At 59.6% G+C, this 16,896-nt stretch carries 17 protein-coding genes and 1 pseudogene; 8 read left to right on the top strand and 10 right to left on the bottom strand.

From position 1 onward, the window contains the following. Positions 1-423 precede the first annotated feature (423 nt). A complete protein-coding gene (locus ABTV22_RS11450) occupies positions 424-663 on the bottom strand; it encodes a DUF1652 domain-containing protein (RefSeq protein WP_433740207.1) in 240 nt (79 codons plus the stop codon). Between the two features lie 113 nt (positions 664-776). Beyond that, the gene (locus tag ABTV22_RS11445; RefSeq protein ID WP_433740206.1) at positions 777-1,676 is read right to left on the bottom strand and encodes a polysaccharide deacetylase family protein; all 900 of its coding nucleotides are present in this window, start codon (positions 1,674-1,676) and stop codon (positions 777-779) included. 225 nt (positions 1,677-1,901) lie between these two features. Here ABTV22_RS11445 and ABTV22_RS11440 point away from each other — a divergent pair, with 225 nt between their 5' ends. Further along, positions 1,902-2,582, top strand: coding sequence for an SOS response-associated peptidase (locus ABTV22_RS11440; RefSeq protein ID WP_433740205.1), 681 nt, complete (start codon positions 1,902-1,904; stop codon positions 2,580-2,582). A 291-nt stretch (positions 2,583-2,873) separates the two neighbouring features. Further along, positions 2,874-3,116: a hypothetical protein gene (locus ABTV22_RS11435; protein WP_433741367.1), complete on the top strand. Its 243-nt coding sequence runs from the start codon at positions 2,874-2,876 to the stop codon at positions 3,114-3,116. Positions 3,117-3,227: 111 nt separating this feature from the next. Here the strand turns inward: ABTV22_RS11435 and ABTV22_RS11430 are convergent, their stop codons facing one another. From ABTV22_RS11430 to ABTV22_RS11420, 3 genes are all read right to left on the bottom strand, one after another. After that, entirely contained in the window at positions 3,228-3,383 is a 156-nt protein-coding gene (locus ABTV22_RS11430; protein WP_433740204.1) for a hypothetical protein, read from the bottom strand. Between the two features lie 68 nt (positions 3,384-3,451). After that, positions 3,452-3,763 (bottom strand): AzlD domain-containing protein, encoded by a 312-nt coding sequence (locus ABTV22_RS11425; RefSeq protein WP_322618258.1) that lies wholly within the window; start codon positions 3,761-3,763, stop codon positions 3,452-3,454. Further along, entirely contained in the window at positions 3,763-4,461 is a 699-nt protein-coding gene (locus tag ABTV22_RS11420; protein ID WP_433740203.1) for an AzlC family ABC transporter permease, read from the bottom strand. Before ABTV22_RS11420 ends, ABTV22_RS11425 begins: the two co-directional genes overlap by 1 nt. A gap of 163 nt (positions 4,462-4,624) precedes the next feature. On the opposite strand from ABTV22_RS11420, the gene ABTV22_RS11415 reads away from it, so the two are divergent. Then, positions 4,625-4,981, top strand: a complete 357-nt coding sequence (locus ABTV22_RS11415) for a DUF2784 domain-containing protein (RefSeq protein ID WP_433740202.1) — start codon at positions 4,625-4,627, stop codon at positions 4,979-4,981. A 91-nt stretch (positions 4,982-5,072) separates the two neighbouring features. Beyond that, positions 5,073-5,990: a LysR family transcriptional regulator gene (locus tag ABTV22_RS11410; RefSeq protein ID WP_433740201.1), complete on the top strand. Its 918-nt coding sequence runs from the start codon at positions 5,073-5,075 to the stop codon at positions 5,988-5,990. 11 nt (positions 5,991-6,001) lie between these two features. Here the strand turns inward: ABTV22_RS11410 and ABTV22_RS11405 are convergent, their stop codons facing one another. After that, on the bottom strand, positions 6,002-7,555 hold the full coding sequence (locus ABTV22_RS11405; protein WP_433740200.1) for a sensor domain-containing diguanylate cyclase: 1,554 nt from the start codon (positions 7,553-7,555) through the stop codon (positions 6,002-6,004). Between the two features lie 313 nt (positions 7,556-7,868). Beyond that, on the bottom strand, positions 7,869-8,396 hold the full coding sequence (locus tag ABTV22_RS11400) for a DUF3087 domain-containing protein (protein ID WP_433740199.1): 528 nt from the start codon (positions 8,394-8,396) through the stop codon (positions 7,869-7,871). Positions 8,397-8,609: 213 nt separating this feature from the next. On the opposite strand from ABTV22_RS11400, the gene ppnN reads away from it, so the two are divergent. The 3 genes from ppnN (at position 8,610) to ABTV22_RS11385 (ending at position 11,338) form a co-directional block, all read left to right on the top strand. Then, positions 8,610-9,983 carry a nucleotide 5'-monophosphate nucleosidase PpnN gene (ppnN, locus tag ABTV22_RS11395; protein WP_433740198.1) on the top strand — a complete coding sequence of 458 codons (1,374 nt, stop codon included), beginning with the start codon at positions 8,610-8,612 and terminating at the stop codon, positions 9,981-9,983. 133 nt (positions 9,984-10,116) lie between these two features. Further along, positions 10,117-10,851 carry a response regulator gene (locus ABTV22_RS11390; protein WP_433740197.1) on the top strand — a complete coding sequence of 245 codons (735 nt, stop codon included), beginning with the start codon at positions 10,117-10,119 and terminating at the stop codon, positions 10,849-10,851. A 172-nt stretch (positions 10,852-11,023) separates the two neighbouring features. After that, the gene (locus tag ABTV22_RS11385; RefSeq protein ID WP_433740196.1) at positions 11,024-11,338 is read left to right on the top strand and encodes a phage infection protein; all 315 of its coding nucleotides are present in this window, start codon (positions 11,024-11,026) and stop codon (positions 11,336-11,338) included. A 469-nt stretch (positions 11,339-11,807) separates the two neighbouring features. Here the strand turns inward: ABTV22_RS11385 and ABTV22_RS11380 are convergent, their stop codons facing one another. The 3 genes from ABTV22_RS11380 to ABTV22_RS11370 form a co-directional block, all read right to left on the bottom strand. Continuing rightward, the gene (locus ABTV22_RS11380; protein ID WP_433740195.1) at positions 11,808-13,244 is read right to left on the bottom strand and encodes an FAD/NAD(P)-binding protein; all 1,437 of its coding nucleotides are present in this window, start codon (positions 13,242-13,244) and stop codon (positions 11,808-11,810) included. A 306-nt stretch (positions 13,245-13,550) separates the two neighbouring features. Then, positions 13,551-14,954, bottom strand: a complete 1,404-nt coding sequence (locus ABTV22_RS11375; protein ID WP_433740194.1) for an LLM class flavin-dependent oxidoreductase — start codon at positions 14,952-14,954, stop codon at positions 13,551-13,553. 160 nt (positions 14,955-15,114) lie between these two features. Then, positions 15,115-15,678: a helix-turn-helix domain-containing protein gene (locus ABTV22_RS11370; protein ID WP_433740193.1), complete on the bottom strand. Its 564-nt coding sequence runs from the start codon at positions 15,676-15,678 to the stop codon at positions 15,115-15,117. Between ABTV22_RS11370 and ABTV22_RS11365 the strand changes: the two are divergent. Then, positions 15,673-16,699 (top strand): annotated as a pseudogene (locus ABTV22_RS11365) (DMT family transporter). The gene ABTV22_RS11370 and the pseudogene ABTV22_RS11365 sit on opposite strands and share 6 nt — an antisense overlap. The last annotated feature ends 197 nt before the right edge of the window (positions 16,700-16,896 follow it).

Genomic DNA, 16,896 nt, shown 5'->3' with positions numbered 1-16,896 from the left:
ATTCAGAATTGATGTCGACTGATCCGACGCTATCGCGAGCAAGCTCGGCTCCTACGAAGAGCAACGCGCAAAATGCTGAGAAAAAGGTTTGCCTGCGATGGCGGCGTTACATTCAGAATTGATGTCGGCTGATCCGACGCCATCGCGAGCAAGCTCGGCTCCTACGAAGAGCAAAGCGCAAAATGCTGAGAAAAAGGTTTGCCTGCGATGGCGGCGCTACATTCAAAATTGATATCGACTGATCCGACGCCATCGCGAGCAAGCCGAAAAGAGATTTATCTGTAGGAGCAGAGCTTGCTCGCGATGGCGGCGTTACATTCAGAATTGATGTCGACTGATCCGACGCCATTGCGAGCAAGCTCGGCTCCTACGAAGAGCAAAGATCAAAAGATCGCAGCCTTCGGCAGCTCCTACAGGGTATTGTCAGCCAGCAAACACTTGGCGACCGGCGCTCAACTCGGTGCGCAATTTGCCAACCAGGTCGGAAATGGCCCACACGCTGGTCAGGTGCTCGGTCGAAACGCCGCTGATCAGCAGTTCGACCCGGCCGCTGACCGGCTCGTAGACCTCGATGCGCAGCATGCCACCGCTCTCCGTGCATTCGCAGGACAGCGGCGCAAATCCGGACTCGACGATATTACAAAGGACTGAAATGGGAAGCATGACCGGTCCCTCGGACGTTGGCTGATCAGATTGGATCCCATTTAGCATAGCTGCACTTGGCTGATTTTGCGTTCGCTAAAAGTGTTATATGCCTCGCCATTTCAAGCGGTTCTTTACTCGGAATTCCGTTTCCAGATCCAATTCCAGAACCCCGGCAGTTGTACTGGTTGCGAACTGTCGCGCACGGTGCGCGCCATCGCCGCCCGTTGCAGTGCGGCGGTGTCGTCGTAGAACGGTTGATCGGCGGTTTTCACCCCGGTCGCCCGGGCGCTGTCGAGGAGAATTTGCAGGTACTCGCGGGTATGCCGGGCGGTGTAGCGATTGAGGTCGTGAAAGGTCACCACCACCGGAATCACGCCATCGACCACCGGCAGCTCGCCCAGGGCAATGCGTTCGCGTACTTCGGACATCGAGCGCAAAAAGTGCGCTCGCCGCCGTGGGCTGGCGTTGAAACCCCAGATTTTGCCGTCATTGGCGCTCAGGTCGGTCAACAGCACATGCAGGCCATGCTGCTGATACGCGGCGAAGGTGCGTTTGTCGTAGTTCCAGAATGGCGGGCGTAACAGCGTCGGCGGTGCACCGGTGATGGCGGCGATGTCGGCACTGCCCCGGGTGAGCGCCTCTTCCAGTTCTTGCGGGTCCAGGGAACGGTGATTGGTGTGCGACGGGGTTGCCGTATGGAAAGCCAGAATGTGCCCGGCGTCCCGCTCGCGGTGCATGATCGCACGCCCGATATCACTGTTGCCGGCACGCGTGGCCTGGGTCTGCACGAAGAACACGGCCTTGATGTCCGTTTGCAGCGAATTGCGCGCCAGGCTGTCGAGTACGGTTTCGGTGGGGTTCCAGAAGCTCGACGCGCTAGGGCCGTCATCGAAGGTCAGCAGGAAACGGATCGGTGGTTGTATTTGCAGCCGTTGTTCGGTCTGCGGCGTCATTTCGATGGGTGCCGCGATGCAGCCCAGCAGACTGGCTGCCATGGCGCACGCCGAAAGAATCTTGAACAACTGTTTCATGTTTTGCTTTGGGCCAGAACTCTAAGAAGCCGACATCTTACCTGTAGGAGCGAGCCTGCTCGCGATGGTGTTCAACGATAACGCTGGCAGCCTGACACTCCGCGGTGTTCTGTCGTGCATCGCGAGCAGGCTCGCTCCTACAGTAGTTGCAGCGCGCGCATGTGATCTGAAGCAACCCTGGTATGGGAACGACTATGCTGAAAACACCCACCGGAGGATTCGGTCATGTGCGGACGCCTGTCGCAATACCGGGGCATCCACGATTTCGTGGCGGTGCTGAGCATTCCCGACGCGTTGATCAACCACGTCGGCGATCAGCCATTGGCCCACTACAACGCCGCGCCCACCACGCAACTGGCGCTGCTGCATCTGGAAGACGACGGCCTGCATGCCGATTTACAGCGCTGGAGCTGGCGGCCACATTGGGCCACCGATCGCGCAGCACCGATCAATGCACGGGTCGAAAAAGTCGCCCACGGCCCGTTCTTCCGGGCGATCTGGCCGCACCGGGCGATTTGCCCAATCGACAACTGGTTTGAATGGACCGATGCCGGCGATGGCACACGGCAACCCTGGCTCATCCGTCGACGCGACCGAGGGCCGGTTTACTGCGCCGCAATCGGACAATTTCCCATCGGCAGTGCCATGCCCCGGGACGATGACGGTTTCGTGATCATCACCGCCGACAGTGCAGGCGGCATGGTGGATATCCATGATCGGCGACCGGTGGTGCTGCCCCCGAAACTGGCGCGGGAATGGTTGGACCCGGCCACCCCCAAGGAGCGCGCCGAGCAAATGGTACTTTTGCAGGGGGAAGACAGTGAGGTGTTCGAGTGGTTCAAGGTCGGCAAAGCGCTTAACAACGCCAGAAACCAAGGGGTGGAGTTAATTGAAGAGATCACTTGAACTGTCAGTATCGACAGCACTCCTTGCATAAGTAACAGGGTGATCTCAGTTACTGTTACAACGACTGTTTCACCGAATTAACACCCATAACGTTATAGGCGTTGGTGATTTAACCGCTTGTCCGACAATCCGTTGGCCATACATACATTTTGAATGAGTACAGCTAGCATTCGCGCCGCATTTACAGTGGCACAACCGGTTGACCAAAGAGTCAGCAGCTAAGGGCATTCCGAAAAACAACAAGCCTGGCAGAGAACCCAATTGCGCGACGAGTTAACACATCATCAAGTCATGAGTCTGGCGTGTGTCTATCTCACAAAGACTGAACACTACCAACTCGACTCATTTATCGGGCAATACATACAGACCCGCAATCTGGGATCAGTTCCCGACATCGACAACCTGTTGAATTCGACACTTGAGGACTATCCGGGCAAGCCGCCGGTAATGGTTAACGAGTTGAATGCCTGGATCGACAGGACGCTGGGCTATCGCGCCGCTCACCCCGATTTTCTGTCGCTGGAAGACCTTTGAACACCGCTCGCTACCGCTCCCTGTAGGAGCTGCCGCAGGCTGCGATCTCTTGATCTTGTTTATTAAAAGCAAAATCAAAAGTTCGCAGCCTGCGACAGCGCCTACAAAGGCTCAAGGCTTCAATGGGATCTCGATATCACGCTCCGACAGCTCTCGGCTGCGGTCATGCTTCCACGTCTTTTCCTCATGTTCCTGTTGTTCAATCTCTTCTTCCGAGGGTTCATCCTCGACTTCTTCTGGCTCTGGGCGCTTGGGTTCGTTGGCCATGTTCACCTCTCTTCCTGAAGGGATCGTTCATCCATCTTTAAGCGTAGAACACTTTCCCTGGCCCCGAACTACAGCCACCAACGCAGCAAAAAGAAAAAACCCATGCTCAACAACATGCTGAGCAAGGTGTTACGCGTGTAAAGCACCAGACCAACGGCCACCAGCGAGCTGATCAGGTACGGGTTGTCCCATTGCAGGTTCAGTTGCTTCTCGGGCATGAACACGATCGGCCCACAGATCGCGGTCAACATGCCTGGCACGGCAAAACCGAGGAACTGCCGGGCATTGCTGCTCAAGCGCACGGGCAGTCGCGGCTCCAAAAAGACATAGCGATTGAGAAACACCAACACGCCCATGCCGAAAATCACTGCCCAGACCATCATGTGCGTGCTCCCTGGAATTTGTTGCAGATAAAACCGGCGGTCATCCCCGCCAACCCCGACAGCACCAGGGCCGAGCCCCATTGCCAATAGCTGAACAGCACCGAGCAGAACAGCGACACCGCGACACAGACCACCGTAGGCACGTTGCGCACCACCGGGGTGATCAGGGCGATGAAGGTGGCGGCGATGGAGAAGTCCAAGCCCAAATGCTCAAGACCGGGAATGCTGCTGCCGAGCACGATCCCGGCCAGGGTGAAGAGGTTCCAGGCGATGTAGAACGTCAGGCCCACACCTAGGGCATACCAGCGGTCGAATTGTTGCTTGTCGTGCTGGCTGGTCAGGGCAAACAGCTCGTCGGTGAGCAGAAAGCCCAAGCCCAGGCGCCAGCGCCCGGGCAATGGCGAGATCACCGAACGCATGCTCATCCCGTAGAGCAAATGTTGGGAGGTCAGCAACAAGGTGGTGAGCAGGATCGAAAAGATCCCTGCCCCGCCCTTGAGCATGCCGATGGCCACCAGCTGCGCGGCGCCGGCAAACACGATGCTCGACAAGCCCTGGCCTTGCAGGGGGGTGAGATTGGCTTCGATGGCCATGGAGCCGGCCAGCAAGCCCCAGGGCGCGGTCGCCAGGGACAGCGGCATGATTGCCGCGGCGCCGCGCAGGAACGCACTGCGTGGCAAGTGTGAGTTGGACATAACGCTCTACAACCAAGGGAAAGACCCGTGACTGTGCCAGCAGTCACGGCCAATGGCTTGAACAATCTTGCGCACATTGCCATTGATCGCTGCCCGCTCGTTTCGCCACCCGCCAGCGGCACGAGTACCATAGAACCATTCGCCAGAGGCCTGCGGAGTCGACATGCTCTACCGAATCGCCGCCGATGGGTTGGTGTTGTTTCACCTGTCGTTCATTGTGTTTGTCCTGTTCGGTGGCTTGCTGGTGCTCAAATGGCGCCAGGTGATCGGGTGGCACCTGCCTGCTGCGGCCTGGGGCGTGGCCGTGGAGATTTTCCACTGGCCCTGCCCGTTGACCCGCTGGGAAAACCAGATGCGCTTCGCCGCCGGGCAAAGCGGCTACGACGGCGGTTTTATCGAACATTATGTGTGGCCGATCATTTATCCGGCTGGCCTGACGCCGGCGATTCAACTGTGGCTGGGTGTAATGGTGTTGGTGATCAACCTAGTGGTCTATCTTCGAGTGATCAGGGCACGTTAAAAGATCGCAGCCTTTGGCAGCTCCTACATTGAGTGCGTACATCTGTAGGCTGCGATCTTTTGATCTTCATCTCCCACCCAGGATTGAAACCATGCTGTCGACTGACGATTTGGCATTGTTGGAGGCCATCCGCGAAACCGGCAGCCTGTCTCGGGCGGCAGCGCAGCTGGGCAAGGCACCGTCCACAGTGTCCTACGCCGCGCGGCAACTGGAAGAGCGCTTCGATGCCTTGCTGTTCGACCGCCGCCGCTATCGCTTGCAACTGACCCCGGCCGGTGAGTTGCTGGTCAATGAAGCGTCGCGCCTGATGGAGGACGTCTCGCGCCTGACCCAACGGGTGCAGCAGGTGGCCAATGGCTGGGAGAGCCGGTTGTGGATCGTCACCGACGAATTGCTGGAGTTCGACACATTGATCCCGCTGATCCGCGAATTCGATGCACTGCAATCCGGCGTGCCGCTGCGCATCACCCATGAAGTGCTCAAGGGGGTTTGGGAGGCACTGCGTGAAGGCCGCGCAGACCTGATTATCGGTGCCACCAACGAACCTCCGGCGATTGCGAACCTGCGCTGGATGCCCTTGGGGGAAATGGAGTGGGTGTTCGCCGTCTCGCCCAGGCATGCGCTGGCCAAGGCCAAGGAGCCGATCACCAGGGCGATGGTGACGCAACACCGGGCGATCGTCGTGGCCGACTCATCCAGAACCACTGAGGGCCGGACTTACGGAGTCTCGGGAGGGCAAGCGGTACTGGCGGTACCTTCCATGCGCGCGAAAATCCTCGCCCAGTGTGACGGTTTGGGCGTGGGCTGGCTGCCGAGGCACCGGGTCGGATCGCTACTGAAGAACGGTACGCTGATTGAAAAACAGATGGCCGACCCACGCGAGCCAAACGTCCTGTATGCCGGTTGGCGCAGCGATCAGGATGGCCGCGCCTTGAACTGGTGGCTGGAAAAACTCCGGCAGTCGTACCTCACCCACCGGCTGGTACAGGGAATCGACCTGTTCGGTTGATCTGGCAAACGTCAGTTGGCAATCACACTCATGTTGCGCCCACTGGCCTTGGCCACGTACAGCGCCTTGTCGGCCGCACCGATCAGCTCTTCGATGCGGGTTTGTTGCGCCGGATCGTAACCGCACACGCCGACACTGACCGTGATCGCCCCTTCCGGGCTTTCACTGTGTGCATAGCCGGCCGCCAGCACCGCCCGACGGATTTTTTCCGCCACCAAAAATGCCCCAACGTAGTCAGTGCCCGGCAGCACCACGGAAAATTCTTCGCCACCAAAACGTGCGGCCAGGTCACCGGGGCGCTGGATATGCTCAGTGATGATCGCGGCGATATCACGCAAACGCTGGTCACCGGCCAGATGACCGTAGCGATCGTTGAACGCCTTGAAATGATCGACGTCGATCATCAGCAATGAGAGGCCGCTCAGGTTGCGCCGGGCACGGCCGGCTTCCGCCTGGATGAACAGATCGAATTGACGCCGGTTGGCCAGCCCGGTGAGCGCGTCCTCAAGCGCCAGCAACTCCAGGTTGCGATTGAGCTCAAGGAGTTTTTCCTGGGACCCGAGCAATTCGACCTGAATGCGGTTCTGCTGCTTCATCAACTTGATCAGGCGAAAACCGAGCACGCCAAGGAACCCGAGCAACAGCGCCACGATCACTGCACTGAGCATCGACTCCTGGCGCCACCCGGCCAGTACTTCGTCCTTGTTCAGCGCGACGAAGACAATCAACGGGTAGCCCTCGACCCGGCGATAACCCACCACTCGCTCGACCCCGTCAATGATCGATTTGATCGTCGCCGTGCCCGCGCTGGCATTGGGCAGCAACTGGGTGAACAGCGGACTCTTGGCGAGGCTGGTGCCAATCTCCGCCTCATTGAACGGCCGGCGCACAATGATGTTGGCGTTGTCGGCGATCAGGTTGATCACGCCGTTGCTGCCCATGTCGATGCTGTCGTAGAGCTGCAGGAAATGACTGAGATAGAGCGTCGCCAGCGCCACGCCGGCAAAACTGCCATCGGGGTGATTGATGCGCCGCGACACGGTCATGATCCACTCTTCGCTGGACCGGCTCTTGATCGCCGGGCCGATGTGCGGGCCGCGGTCGGGATGATCGCGATGGAAGATGAAATATTCACGGTCGGAATTATTGGCCACGCCCACTTCCGCGCCGTTGGAGTTGGCGATCCATCGGCCGGTTTCGTCGTATACGAACAAGCCATGGAGCTGACTCAATTCGCTGCGCTGAGCGCCGAGCAAGCGTTGCAGGCGATTGAGCCGGTCGCCTTCGATGCCGTCGTTTTCCAGGCGATCGACCAGGCTGAACAGCAACGTATCGGCCTGCTTGATCGATGCCTGCGCCTGCGAGGCCAGAGTCTGCGCAAGGTTGGACATCGCCACTTCCTTGTCATGCAGATGGTACTGACGCGAATTCCAGACTTGCCAGCCGACGATCAGTGTCATCGACAGGCACACCGCCACCAGCAGCGTTATGGCCGAACGGACCCGGAGCCTGGCGACACCTGGCCGGTTTTTTTCGATTCGGTCGTAAATGGACGGATGCCCCATGACGCGCCCTCCTTCATCCCTGTGAACAACTAGGCTGCGATCTGTTGATCTTCAAAGCAAAATCAAAAGATCGCAGCCTGCGGCAGCTCCTACAAAACTCCGTACACCCTCACCCTGTAGGAGCTGTCGAGTGAAACGAGGCTGCGATCTGTTGATCTTCGAAGCAAAATCAAAAGATCGCAGCCTGCGGCAGCGCCTACAAAAATCCGTACACCTTCAGCTTGTAGGAGCTGTCGAGTGAAACGAGGCTGCGATCTTTTGATTGTCAAAAGATCGCAGCCTGCGGCAGCGCCTACCGTTAAAGCGGACAAGATTAGACCGATGTACGCTTCACCGCCTCCAGCCAGCTAGGGTCCAGTCGCGTCTGTTCGGTGTCGATGCCCTGCGCGTGCATGCGCGCCTCGTGCTGTTCCATTTCCCGGCGCAATTGGCCATGGTCGCTGGAGTTCCCGTCCAATTGGTGCATTTGGCTCAACCCCAGGTGGTAGAAGCGTAACAGCTTCATGGCCGTCGGATCGCCCGCCTCTACCGCCGCCGTGACGTGGTGCATCACATTGGTGACGCTCATCAGGCTGCGCTTGAGCTGCCAGCTGTAGACCGCCGGCGCCATCCACGCCTGGGTCCAGAACACCTTGCGCATCAGCGCCGCCATCACCAACACCGCAGCAAATACCCCGCCGATGTTGAAGCGCAGGTTGTCCCCGCCCGGTTCGCCGAACACCGCCACCGCCGCAGTGGACAGCACCATCGCCAGTGCCAGGAAAATCAAAGCGATCACCAGCGTGCTGCGCCGTGTCTGTTGCCGATAGCTCTCGGCGTTCATCGGCTGGATTTCGAACATGAGCTGGGGTTTCCTTCAACGGCATACAAAAAGTTTGCGGGCATTATCGCCTTTGCAAAGGATTTGGCTATGCTGGGGCTCCTTTTCATCTTTTCATCGTCAAACGGGGACATGGCGAGACCACGTAATCAGTGCCATCTTCTTTTATGGATACACACTATTCGGATGCCGTTCGTTGTTCTTTGGCAGTGGCATCGTTTTAAGGATCTTTGAATGACCCAACGACAAGTAATCAACGCTTCGGTCAGCCCCAAAGGCAGCCTGGAAACACTCTCCCAACGGGAAGTCCAGCAATTGAGCGAAGCCGGATCCGGCAGTACCTACAACATCTTCCGCCAGTGCGCCCTGGCCATCCTCAACACCGGCGCCCACGTCGATAACGCCAAGACCATCCTCGAAGCCTACAAGGACTTCGAAATCCGCATTCACCAACAAGACCGTGGCGTACGCCTGGAACTGCTGAACGCCCCGGCCGACGCTTTCGTCGACGGCGAAATGATCGCCAGCACCCGTGAAATGCTGTTCAGCGCCTTGCGCGACATCGTCTACACCGAAAACGAACTCGACAGCCAACGCATCGACCTGAGCACCTCTCAGGGCATCAGCGACTACGTGTTCCACCTGCTGCGCAACGCCCGCACCCTGCGCCCCGGCGTCGAGCCGAAGATTGTGGTGTGCTGGGGCGGCCACTCGATCAACACCGAAGAATACAAATACACCAAGAAAGTCGGCCATGAACTGGGCCTGCGCAGCCTCGATGTGTGCACGGGCTGCGGTCCCGGCGTGATGAAAGGCCCGATGAAAGGCGCCACCATTGCCCACGCCAAGCAGCGCATCCATGGCGGCCGCTATCTGGGCTTGACGGAACCCGGAATCATTGCCGCCGAGGCACCAAACCCGATCGTCAACGAACTGGTGATCCTGCCGGACATCGAAAAGCGCCTGGAAGCCTTCGTCCGCGTCGGACACGGCATCATCATTTTTCCGGGCGGCGCCGGTACGGCCGAAGAGTTCCTGTACTTGCTCGGTATCCTGATGCACCCGGGCAACGAAGGCCTGCCCTTCCCGGTCATCCTCACCGGCCCGAAACACGCCGCGCCGTACCTGGAGCAACTCGACGCCTTCGTTGCCGCCACCTTGGGTGAAGCCGCCAAGCAGCATTACCAGATCATCATCGACAACCCGGCGGAAGTCGCCCGGCAGATGACCGCCGGCCTCAAGGCGGTGAAACAGTTCCGCCGCGAGCGCAACGACGCGTTCCACTTCAACTGGCTGCTGAAAATCGACGAAGGCTTCCAGCGTCCGTTCGACCCGACCCACGAAAACATGGCCAACCTGAAACTGAGCCGCGACCTGCCACCCCACGAACTGGCCGCCAACCTGCGCCGCGCGTTCTCCGGCATCGTCGCCGGCAACGTCAAGGACAAGGGCATCCGCCTGATCGAACAACACGGGCCGTACCAGATCCGTGGCGACGCGGCGATCATGCAACCGCTGGATCAACTGCTCAAAGCCTTCGTCGCCCAGCACCGGATGAAACTGCCGGGTGGCGCGGCGTATGTGCCGTGCTATCGCGTGGTGGCCTGACCGTGCGCCTGTAGGAGCGAGCTTGCTCGCGATGGACTGGCGAGCGCCGCTGGGTGTCAGGAAGCCAGCGTTATCGTTGACGTCCATCGCGAGCAAGCTCGCTCCTACAACAACCCATACAAGAGATCGACCCATGGACCACGTGAACCACATCCTGATCGTCGACGACGACCGCGAAATTCGCGAACTGGTGGGCAACTATCTGAAGAAAAACGGCCTGCGCACCACCGTGGTCGCCGACGGCCGGCAGATGCGCAGCTTTCTGGAAGCCAACCAGGTCGACCTGATCGTGCTGGACATCATGTTGCCGGGCGACGACGGCCTGGTGCTGTGCCGCGAATTACGCTCGGGCAAGCACAAAGCCACACCGATCCTGATGCTCACAGCGCGCAACGATGAAACCGACCGTATCCTCGGCCTGGAAATGGGCGCCGACGACTACCTGACCAAGCCTTTCGCCGCCCGTGAACTGCTGGCGAGGATCAACGCCGTGTTGCGCCGCACCCGTATGCTGCCGCCCAACCTGCTGATCACCGAAAGCGGTCGCATGCTGGCCTTCGGGCGCTGGCGCCTGGACACCACCGCCCGGCACTTGCTGGACGAAGACGACACCTTGGTCGCCCTCAGCGGCGCCGAGTACCGCCTGCTGCGGGTGTTTCTCGATCACCCGCAACGGGTGCTCAGCCGCGACCAACTGCTTAACCTGACCCAGGGCCGCGACGCCGACCTGTTCGACCGTTCCATCGACCTGCTGGTGAGCCGATTGCGCCAACGGCTGAAGGATGACTCTCGGGAATCGACCTACATCAAGACCGTGCGCAGCGAAGGCTATGTGTTCTCCTACCCGGTGCAAATGCTGGAGGAATGAGCCATTCGCCCACAGGTTTGTATCCGTCTGTATAAAAAACCTGTTTCGATACGCAAAAACCGATTTCGAGCCATGGCGGCACACATCGGTGATACACCCCGGCGTTTAACTGTGATCACCCGCTAGCACGCGCTACGGCCCCTTCACTTCTTAAACGCACGGAGAATCAACCATGTTCAACTTCTCGAAAGTTTCGTCCCTGGCGCTCGGTCTGGCACTGGTGGGTGGTCTTGGCCTGTCGAACCTGGCCTCGGCCAATACCGCCAGTGTGGCAGCCCCAAGCACCATCCACGCCTTGCTCGCCGAAGGCGGATCGGACCGGTTGCAACAAAACCGAGTGGCTGAAGGCGGTGCCGACCGTTTGCAGGAATTGCGTGAACGGGTCGCCGAAGGGGGGGCAGACCGCTTGCAGGAATTGCGTGAGCGCGGTGGTGTATCCGTCGCTGAAAACCGCGCGGAGTTCGGCTCCAAGTATCAGCGTTACTGATTTCCCGTTCCCCGTGTAGGAGCTGCCGCAGGCTGCGATCTTTTGATCTTGATCTTGAAAATCAATAGATCGCAGCCTTCGGCAGCTCCTACACAGCCCGTACGCAGGTGTCATGCGAGCATTTGTAAACGATCGCTGTCCTATATAACGACTATGCCCGAGGGAGTTTTCTCATCATCACGCTCCAGCCCTACAGATGGCCTCATCTTCTTCCCACGCTCTGGAGCATCATCATGAAAAGCATCATCGGATGTGAACACCGCCAGCATCTACCGTCAGGACAATCAGAAAGCAAAACTCTACCTTGCGGAAAACCGTCCTGAGTTCGGCTCCAAATATCAGCGTTATTGATCATCAACCCAGAAGCACCCTCTTGTAGAAGCGAGCATGCTCGCGATGAACGTCCAGGCAACGCGTTCACTCAGACAGAGCACGTTATCGTTGACCTCCATCGCGAGCTTGCTCGCTCCTACAGATAGCCACCCACCAACCGTGCGGCGAGCGCCTTGGCCTGGCTCGCCACGTCGGTGACCGCCGTACTCTCCCACCACATTCCCCGCAACGGCGGCCCCATGGCGAACAGCCGTGCGCTCGCCTGTCCATCCGCATCCAGTACCGCCCCGTCCACCTGCGCAGCGATTCCCAGCGCCAGCGGCCCGGGCAGGATCAACCCGCGTGCCAGCAACTGTTGTGGAAGCGGTCGCGCCACGCGGCGCCAGTCGTACTCGATGCCGCTGGAGTTGATCAACGCCGCGCCACTGACCACTACCGTTTCGGCTTCACCGCGACGGCGGATACGAATGCTCACCCCGCCGCCCACAGAAGGCTCAAGCCCTTTGAACGACGCAGCCTGGATTCGTAACCGGCCCTCCCCATGCAAGCGCGCCACCAGTTCGGCGCTCAGCGGTGGCGAGCGGTGGTGATGGCTTTCCCACCATGGCCGCACGTGCCGCACGAACTGGCGACGCTGAACGTCGGTGGCCTGGCTCCACAAGCGACCGATGTGCGCGCGCACGGTGTCCAGCGGTGCCTGCCAATCGATGCCTTGGGCGATCGCGTCACGGCAATGCCTGCGCAGTTCGCGTACCAGTTCCCGTGGCGTGCGAATGCTGTGATCCTCGGCGAGGAAATCCGCCCAGGCCGGGGGTTGCCGCCGCACGTGAGGCAGCAGGCCATGCCGGGAAAACACTTCAATCGGTCCGCGATGCCCGGACTGCTCCAGCGACACCACGGCGTCGACCATGGTCAGGCCCGAGCCGATGATGAGCACTGTCGCCTGAGGATCCAGCTGCCGCATGGCGCTGACATCCCAGGGATCGAGCGCCGCGGCGTTCAAACCGCTGGACTCGGTCTGCGGCGTGCGCGCGGCGGGGAACATACCGGTGGCGAGCACGGCAAAGGCGCCCTGCAAACACTGGCCGTCGCTCAGGGTCAACCGCACTGAATCGGCAGCGGTCTGCAAATCCACCACCTCGGCCCGCACATGCTCGACCGTCGAACCGTTCAAGGCCCCCACCGCTTGCGCTTCGGCCAGGCGCTGCTGCACGTACAACCCGAAGATGCCCCGAGGCGGGAACAGTTCGCTGACCGGCACATGCTGCTCGTCCGACTCCGGCCAGCCACCGGCGGCGATGAATTCGGTCAACCATTGGGTCAGGTCGTCGGCATTGTCCGGGTCGACGCTCATGCGCGCCGCATTGCCGTTGAGCGTGTGCCCCAACTCCACGGCACTATAAGCCTCGCCCCGACCAAGCTCGGCGCGGGGTTCGATCACCAATACCTGGCGGCGACCCGGCAGGCGCAGCAATTGTGCCGCCAGCATCGCGCCGCTCAGGCCGCCGCCGACGATCAGGATGTCTGCGTGACGGATGGCGTCGGTGGCCTGTCCGCTCTGGATTTCACTCATGCCGTTCTCACTGATTCCAAATAGAAGTGATGCACTGGTCGTGGCTCAACAACGTACATTATTGCCGGGACGATAATAGGCGCCAAAACCGTGGACAGTTCGTCTAACAGTACCAAAGTAGGATGCGCCATCGGCACCGGATCTGGTGGGAGCGAGCCTGCTTGCGATGGTGGCCTGGCAGGCAACGTCGATGTTGGCTGTGTTGGATTCTTCGCGGGCAAGCCTCGCGCCTACGAGGTTGGTGTAAATTGCAATTGAGGTGAACAACGCAAAACCTGTGGGAGCGTGGCTTGCCCGCGAAGGCCTCTAGGCAGACACCACCTTCTTCTCCTGCTGCCGCAACGCCCCCAGGTCGCGATAACCACTGCCCGGATGTGCTTGCGGCAAACGCGGCCCTTCCCCGAACAACTTCTCGCGCAAAGTCCCAGGCGCGTACTCAGTCTTGTACACCCCACGTTTCTGTAGTTCGGGCACCAGCAACTCCACGGCGTCGATGAAGGTTTCATGGGTCAGTGCATAGGCCAGGTTGAAGCCGTCCACATCGGTCTCCTCGACCCATTCCTGCAACAGGTCGGCGACAGTTTCCGGGCTGCCGACGAACAACGGGCCAAAACCGCCGATGCCCACCCAGTCAGCCAGTTCGTTCGGAGTCCAGACCTTGTTCGGGTCCGCGGTGGAGAACGCCTCCACCGCCGATTGAATGGCATTGGTGTGCACATGCTTGAGCGGTTCATCGGGTTTGAACTGGCTGAAATCGATCCCAGTCCATCCTGAAATCAATGCCATCGCGCCTTCGTAGCTGACCCAGGATTTGTATTCCTCGAACTTGGCCTTGGCTTTGGCATCGGTCTCGCCGAGGATCACCGTTTGCAGATTGAAAATCAGAATCTTCGACGGATCGCGCCCCGCTTGCGCCGCACGACGACGGATGTCAGCCACGGTTTTCTTGAGCAGCACTTTCGAAGGCGCGGCGACAAACACGCACTCGGCATGTTCGGCGGCAAATTGCTTGCCGCGACTCGAGGCGCCGGCCTGATACAAAACCGGCGTGCGTTGCGGCGACGGTTCGCACAGGTGGATGCCTGGCACCTGGAAGTGTTTGCCGGCATGCCGGATCTCATGGATTTTGCTTGGGTCGCTGAACACCCGGCGTTCGCGGTCACGCAGGATCGCGCCCTCTTCCCAACTCCCCTCCCACAGTTTGTAGCAAACCTCCAGGTACTCCTCGGCGAAGTCGTAGCGGGCGTCGTGTTCGGTCTGGGTTTTCTGCCCAAGATTCTTCGCCCCGCTTTCCAGGTATGAGGTGACGATGTTCCAGCCGGCGCGGCCCTTGGTCAGGTGATCGAGGGTCGACAGGCGCCGGGCGAACGGATAGGGATGCTCGAACGACAGCGACGCGGTCAGTCCAAACCCCAGATGCTCAGTGACCAGCGCCATGGGTGGGATCAATTGCAATGGATCGTTGACCGGTACCTGCGCGGCTTGGCGAATCGCTGCATCGCCATTGCCGTTGTAGACGTCGTAGATGCCCAGCACATCGGCAATGAACAGGCCGTCGAACTTGCCTCGCTCAAGGATCTTCGCCAGGTCGGTCCAGTACTCCAGGTCTTTGTATTGCCAGGAGCGGTCCCGCGGATGTGCCCACAGCCCCGGCGACTGGTGGCCGACGCAGTTCATGTCAAAGGCATTAAGACGAATTTCACGGGCCATCAAACGGCACTCCGAAGCTTGGGTAATGGATACCCGGAGCTTTGCAGGAGTCATGCCTGAAATTTATATCGTTAATTATCAATAAGTTAACCAACAATTAGAGAACTGCTGGCAGCTTTAGAACAGCAAAGTGTTTATCCGCTGTTGATCGGCCAACAGTTCAGATCACCACGTTGCGCACAAAGCGCACCGCCACCTCTCCGTCGTTGCGATAGGAGTGCGGCTGGTTACTGGCAAACATGAAGAACTCGCCAGCGGCAATGCGGTGCGGCACGTCGCCGACCATGACAGTCAGGCAACCTTCGAACACGTAGAACTGTTCACTCCAACCATCGGCGTCCGGCTCCGAGGGGTAATGTTCACCCGGTTCCAGGCGCCATTCCCAGAGTTCGACTTCACGGCTGGCATTGGCCTTGGCCAGCAACACGGCTTTGCTGCCGGGAAGGGTCCCTGCCCAAGCCAATTCGTTGATGCGGCTATGGTCGCGTACATCGGGAGCCTGGATCAGATCACTGAAGGCCACGTCCAGAGCCTCGGCCACGCGGTCGAGGGTGGTCAGGCTGACGTTCTTCTCGCCCGCCTCGATGGCCACCAGCATGCGCCGGCTGACCCCGGACTTTTCGGCCAGGGCGGTCTGGCTCATGTCGGCGGCATGGCGCAAACGGCGAACGTTCTGACTGACATGCTGAAGGACCGAAGCCCGTTGCGTGGAATCTTTGTGCACTATATTGCTCACTGGGTGGTATTGGGCAGTATACTGCCCAACTTCGGGCGCATTGTGCGTCCCCCTCTTACTAGTGTGCAAGATCATGACGTCGGTGAACTCCCCTCAGGCTTCTTCCCGTTTCCTGCGGCTCAGCAAGGCTGAGTGCGTGCTGGTGTTGATCACCATGGTTTGGGGCGGGACCTTTTTGCTGGTCCAGCATGCGATGACCGTCAGCGGACCGATGTTTTTCGTCGGCCTGCGCTTTGCCGCCGCCGCCAGCCTCGTCGCGCTGTTTTCCTGGCGCAGCCTGCGGGAACTGACCCTGTTCGAACTCAAGGCCGGCGCCTTTATCGGCGTGGCGATCATGCTCGGCTATGGCTTGCAGACGGTTGGCCTGCAAAGCATCCCCAGCAGCCAGTCGGCATTTATCACAGCGTTGTACGTGCCCTTCGTGCCCTTGCTGCAATGGCTGGTGCTGGGGCGTCGCCCGGGGTTGATGCCGAGCATCGGGATCATGCTGGCGTTTACCGGGTTAATGCTGCTGTCCGGGCCTTCCGGGGCTTCCTTTAACTTTAGCCCCGGCGAAATCGCCACGTTGATCAGCGCCATCGCCATTGCCGCGGAGATCATTTTGATCAGCACCTTTGCCGGCCAGGTCGATGTGAAGCGGGTGACCGTGGTGCAGTTGGCCGTCACCTCGCTGTTGTCCTTTCTCATGGTGGTGCCGACCCAGGAACGGATTCCGGATTTTTCCTGGTTGCTGCTGTGCAGTGCGCTGGGCCTTGGCGCAGCCAGTGCAGCGATTCAGGTGGCGATGAACTGGGCGCAGAAGAGCGTTTCGCCGACCCGGGCGACCCTGATTTATGCCGGCGAGCCGGTGTGGGCCGGGATTGTCGGGCGAATCGCCGGGGAGCGCTTGCCGGCGATTGCCTTGCTGGGCGCCGGGATGATCGTGGCCGCGGTGATTGTCAGCGAGTTAAAGACCAAGGGTAAGGGTGCGGCAGCTGAGGAAGCGTTGGAGCGGGAAACCCAAGGTTAAGCCGCATCATTTGCTGTGCCTGATAGATCGCCTTCGCGGGCAAGCCTCGCTCCTACGGGTTTGGTGTTGTTCACATAAATTGCAATTAACAAACCCTGTAGGAGCGCGGCTTGCCCGCGAAGGGGCCGGATCTGCCGAACACAACCCCTGAAACAATGTGAATCAAGGATTTTCCGTCTATTTTGTAGGATTCTGCG

This window comes from Pseudomonas putida (assembly GCF_050990305.1).
Classification (GTDB): Bacteria; Pseudomonadota; Gammaproteobacteria; order Pseudomonadales; family Pseudomonadaceae; genus Aquipseudomonas; species Aquipseudomonas putida_AH.
This window is presented reverse-complemented; position numbering and strand designations above follow the sequence as displayed.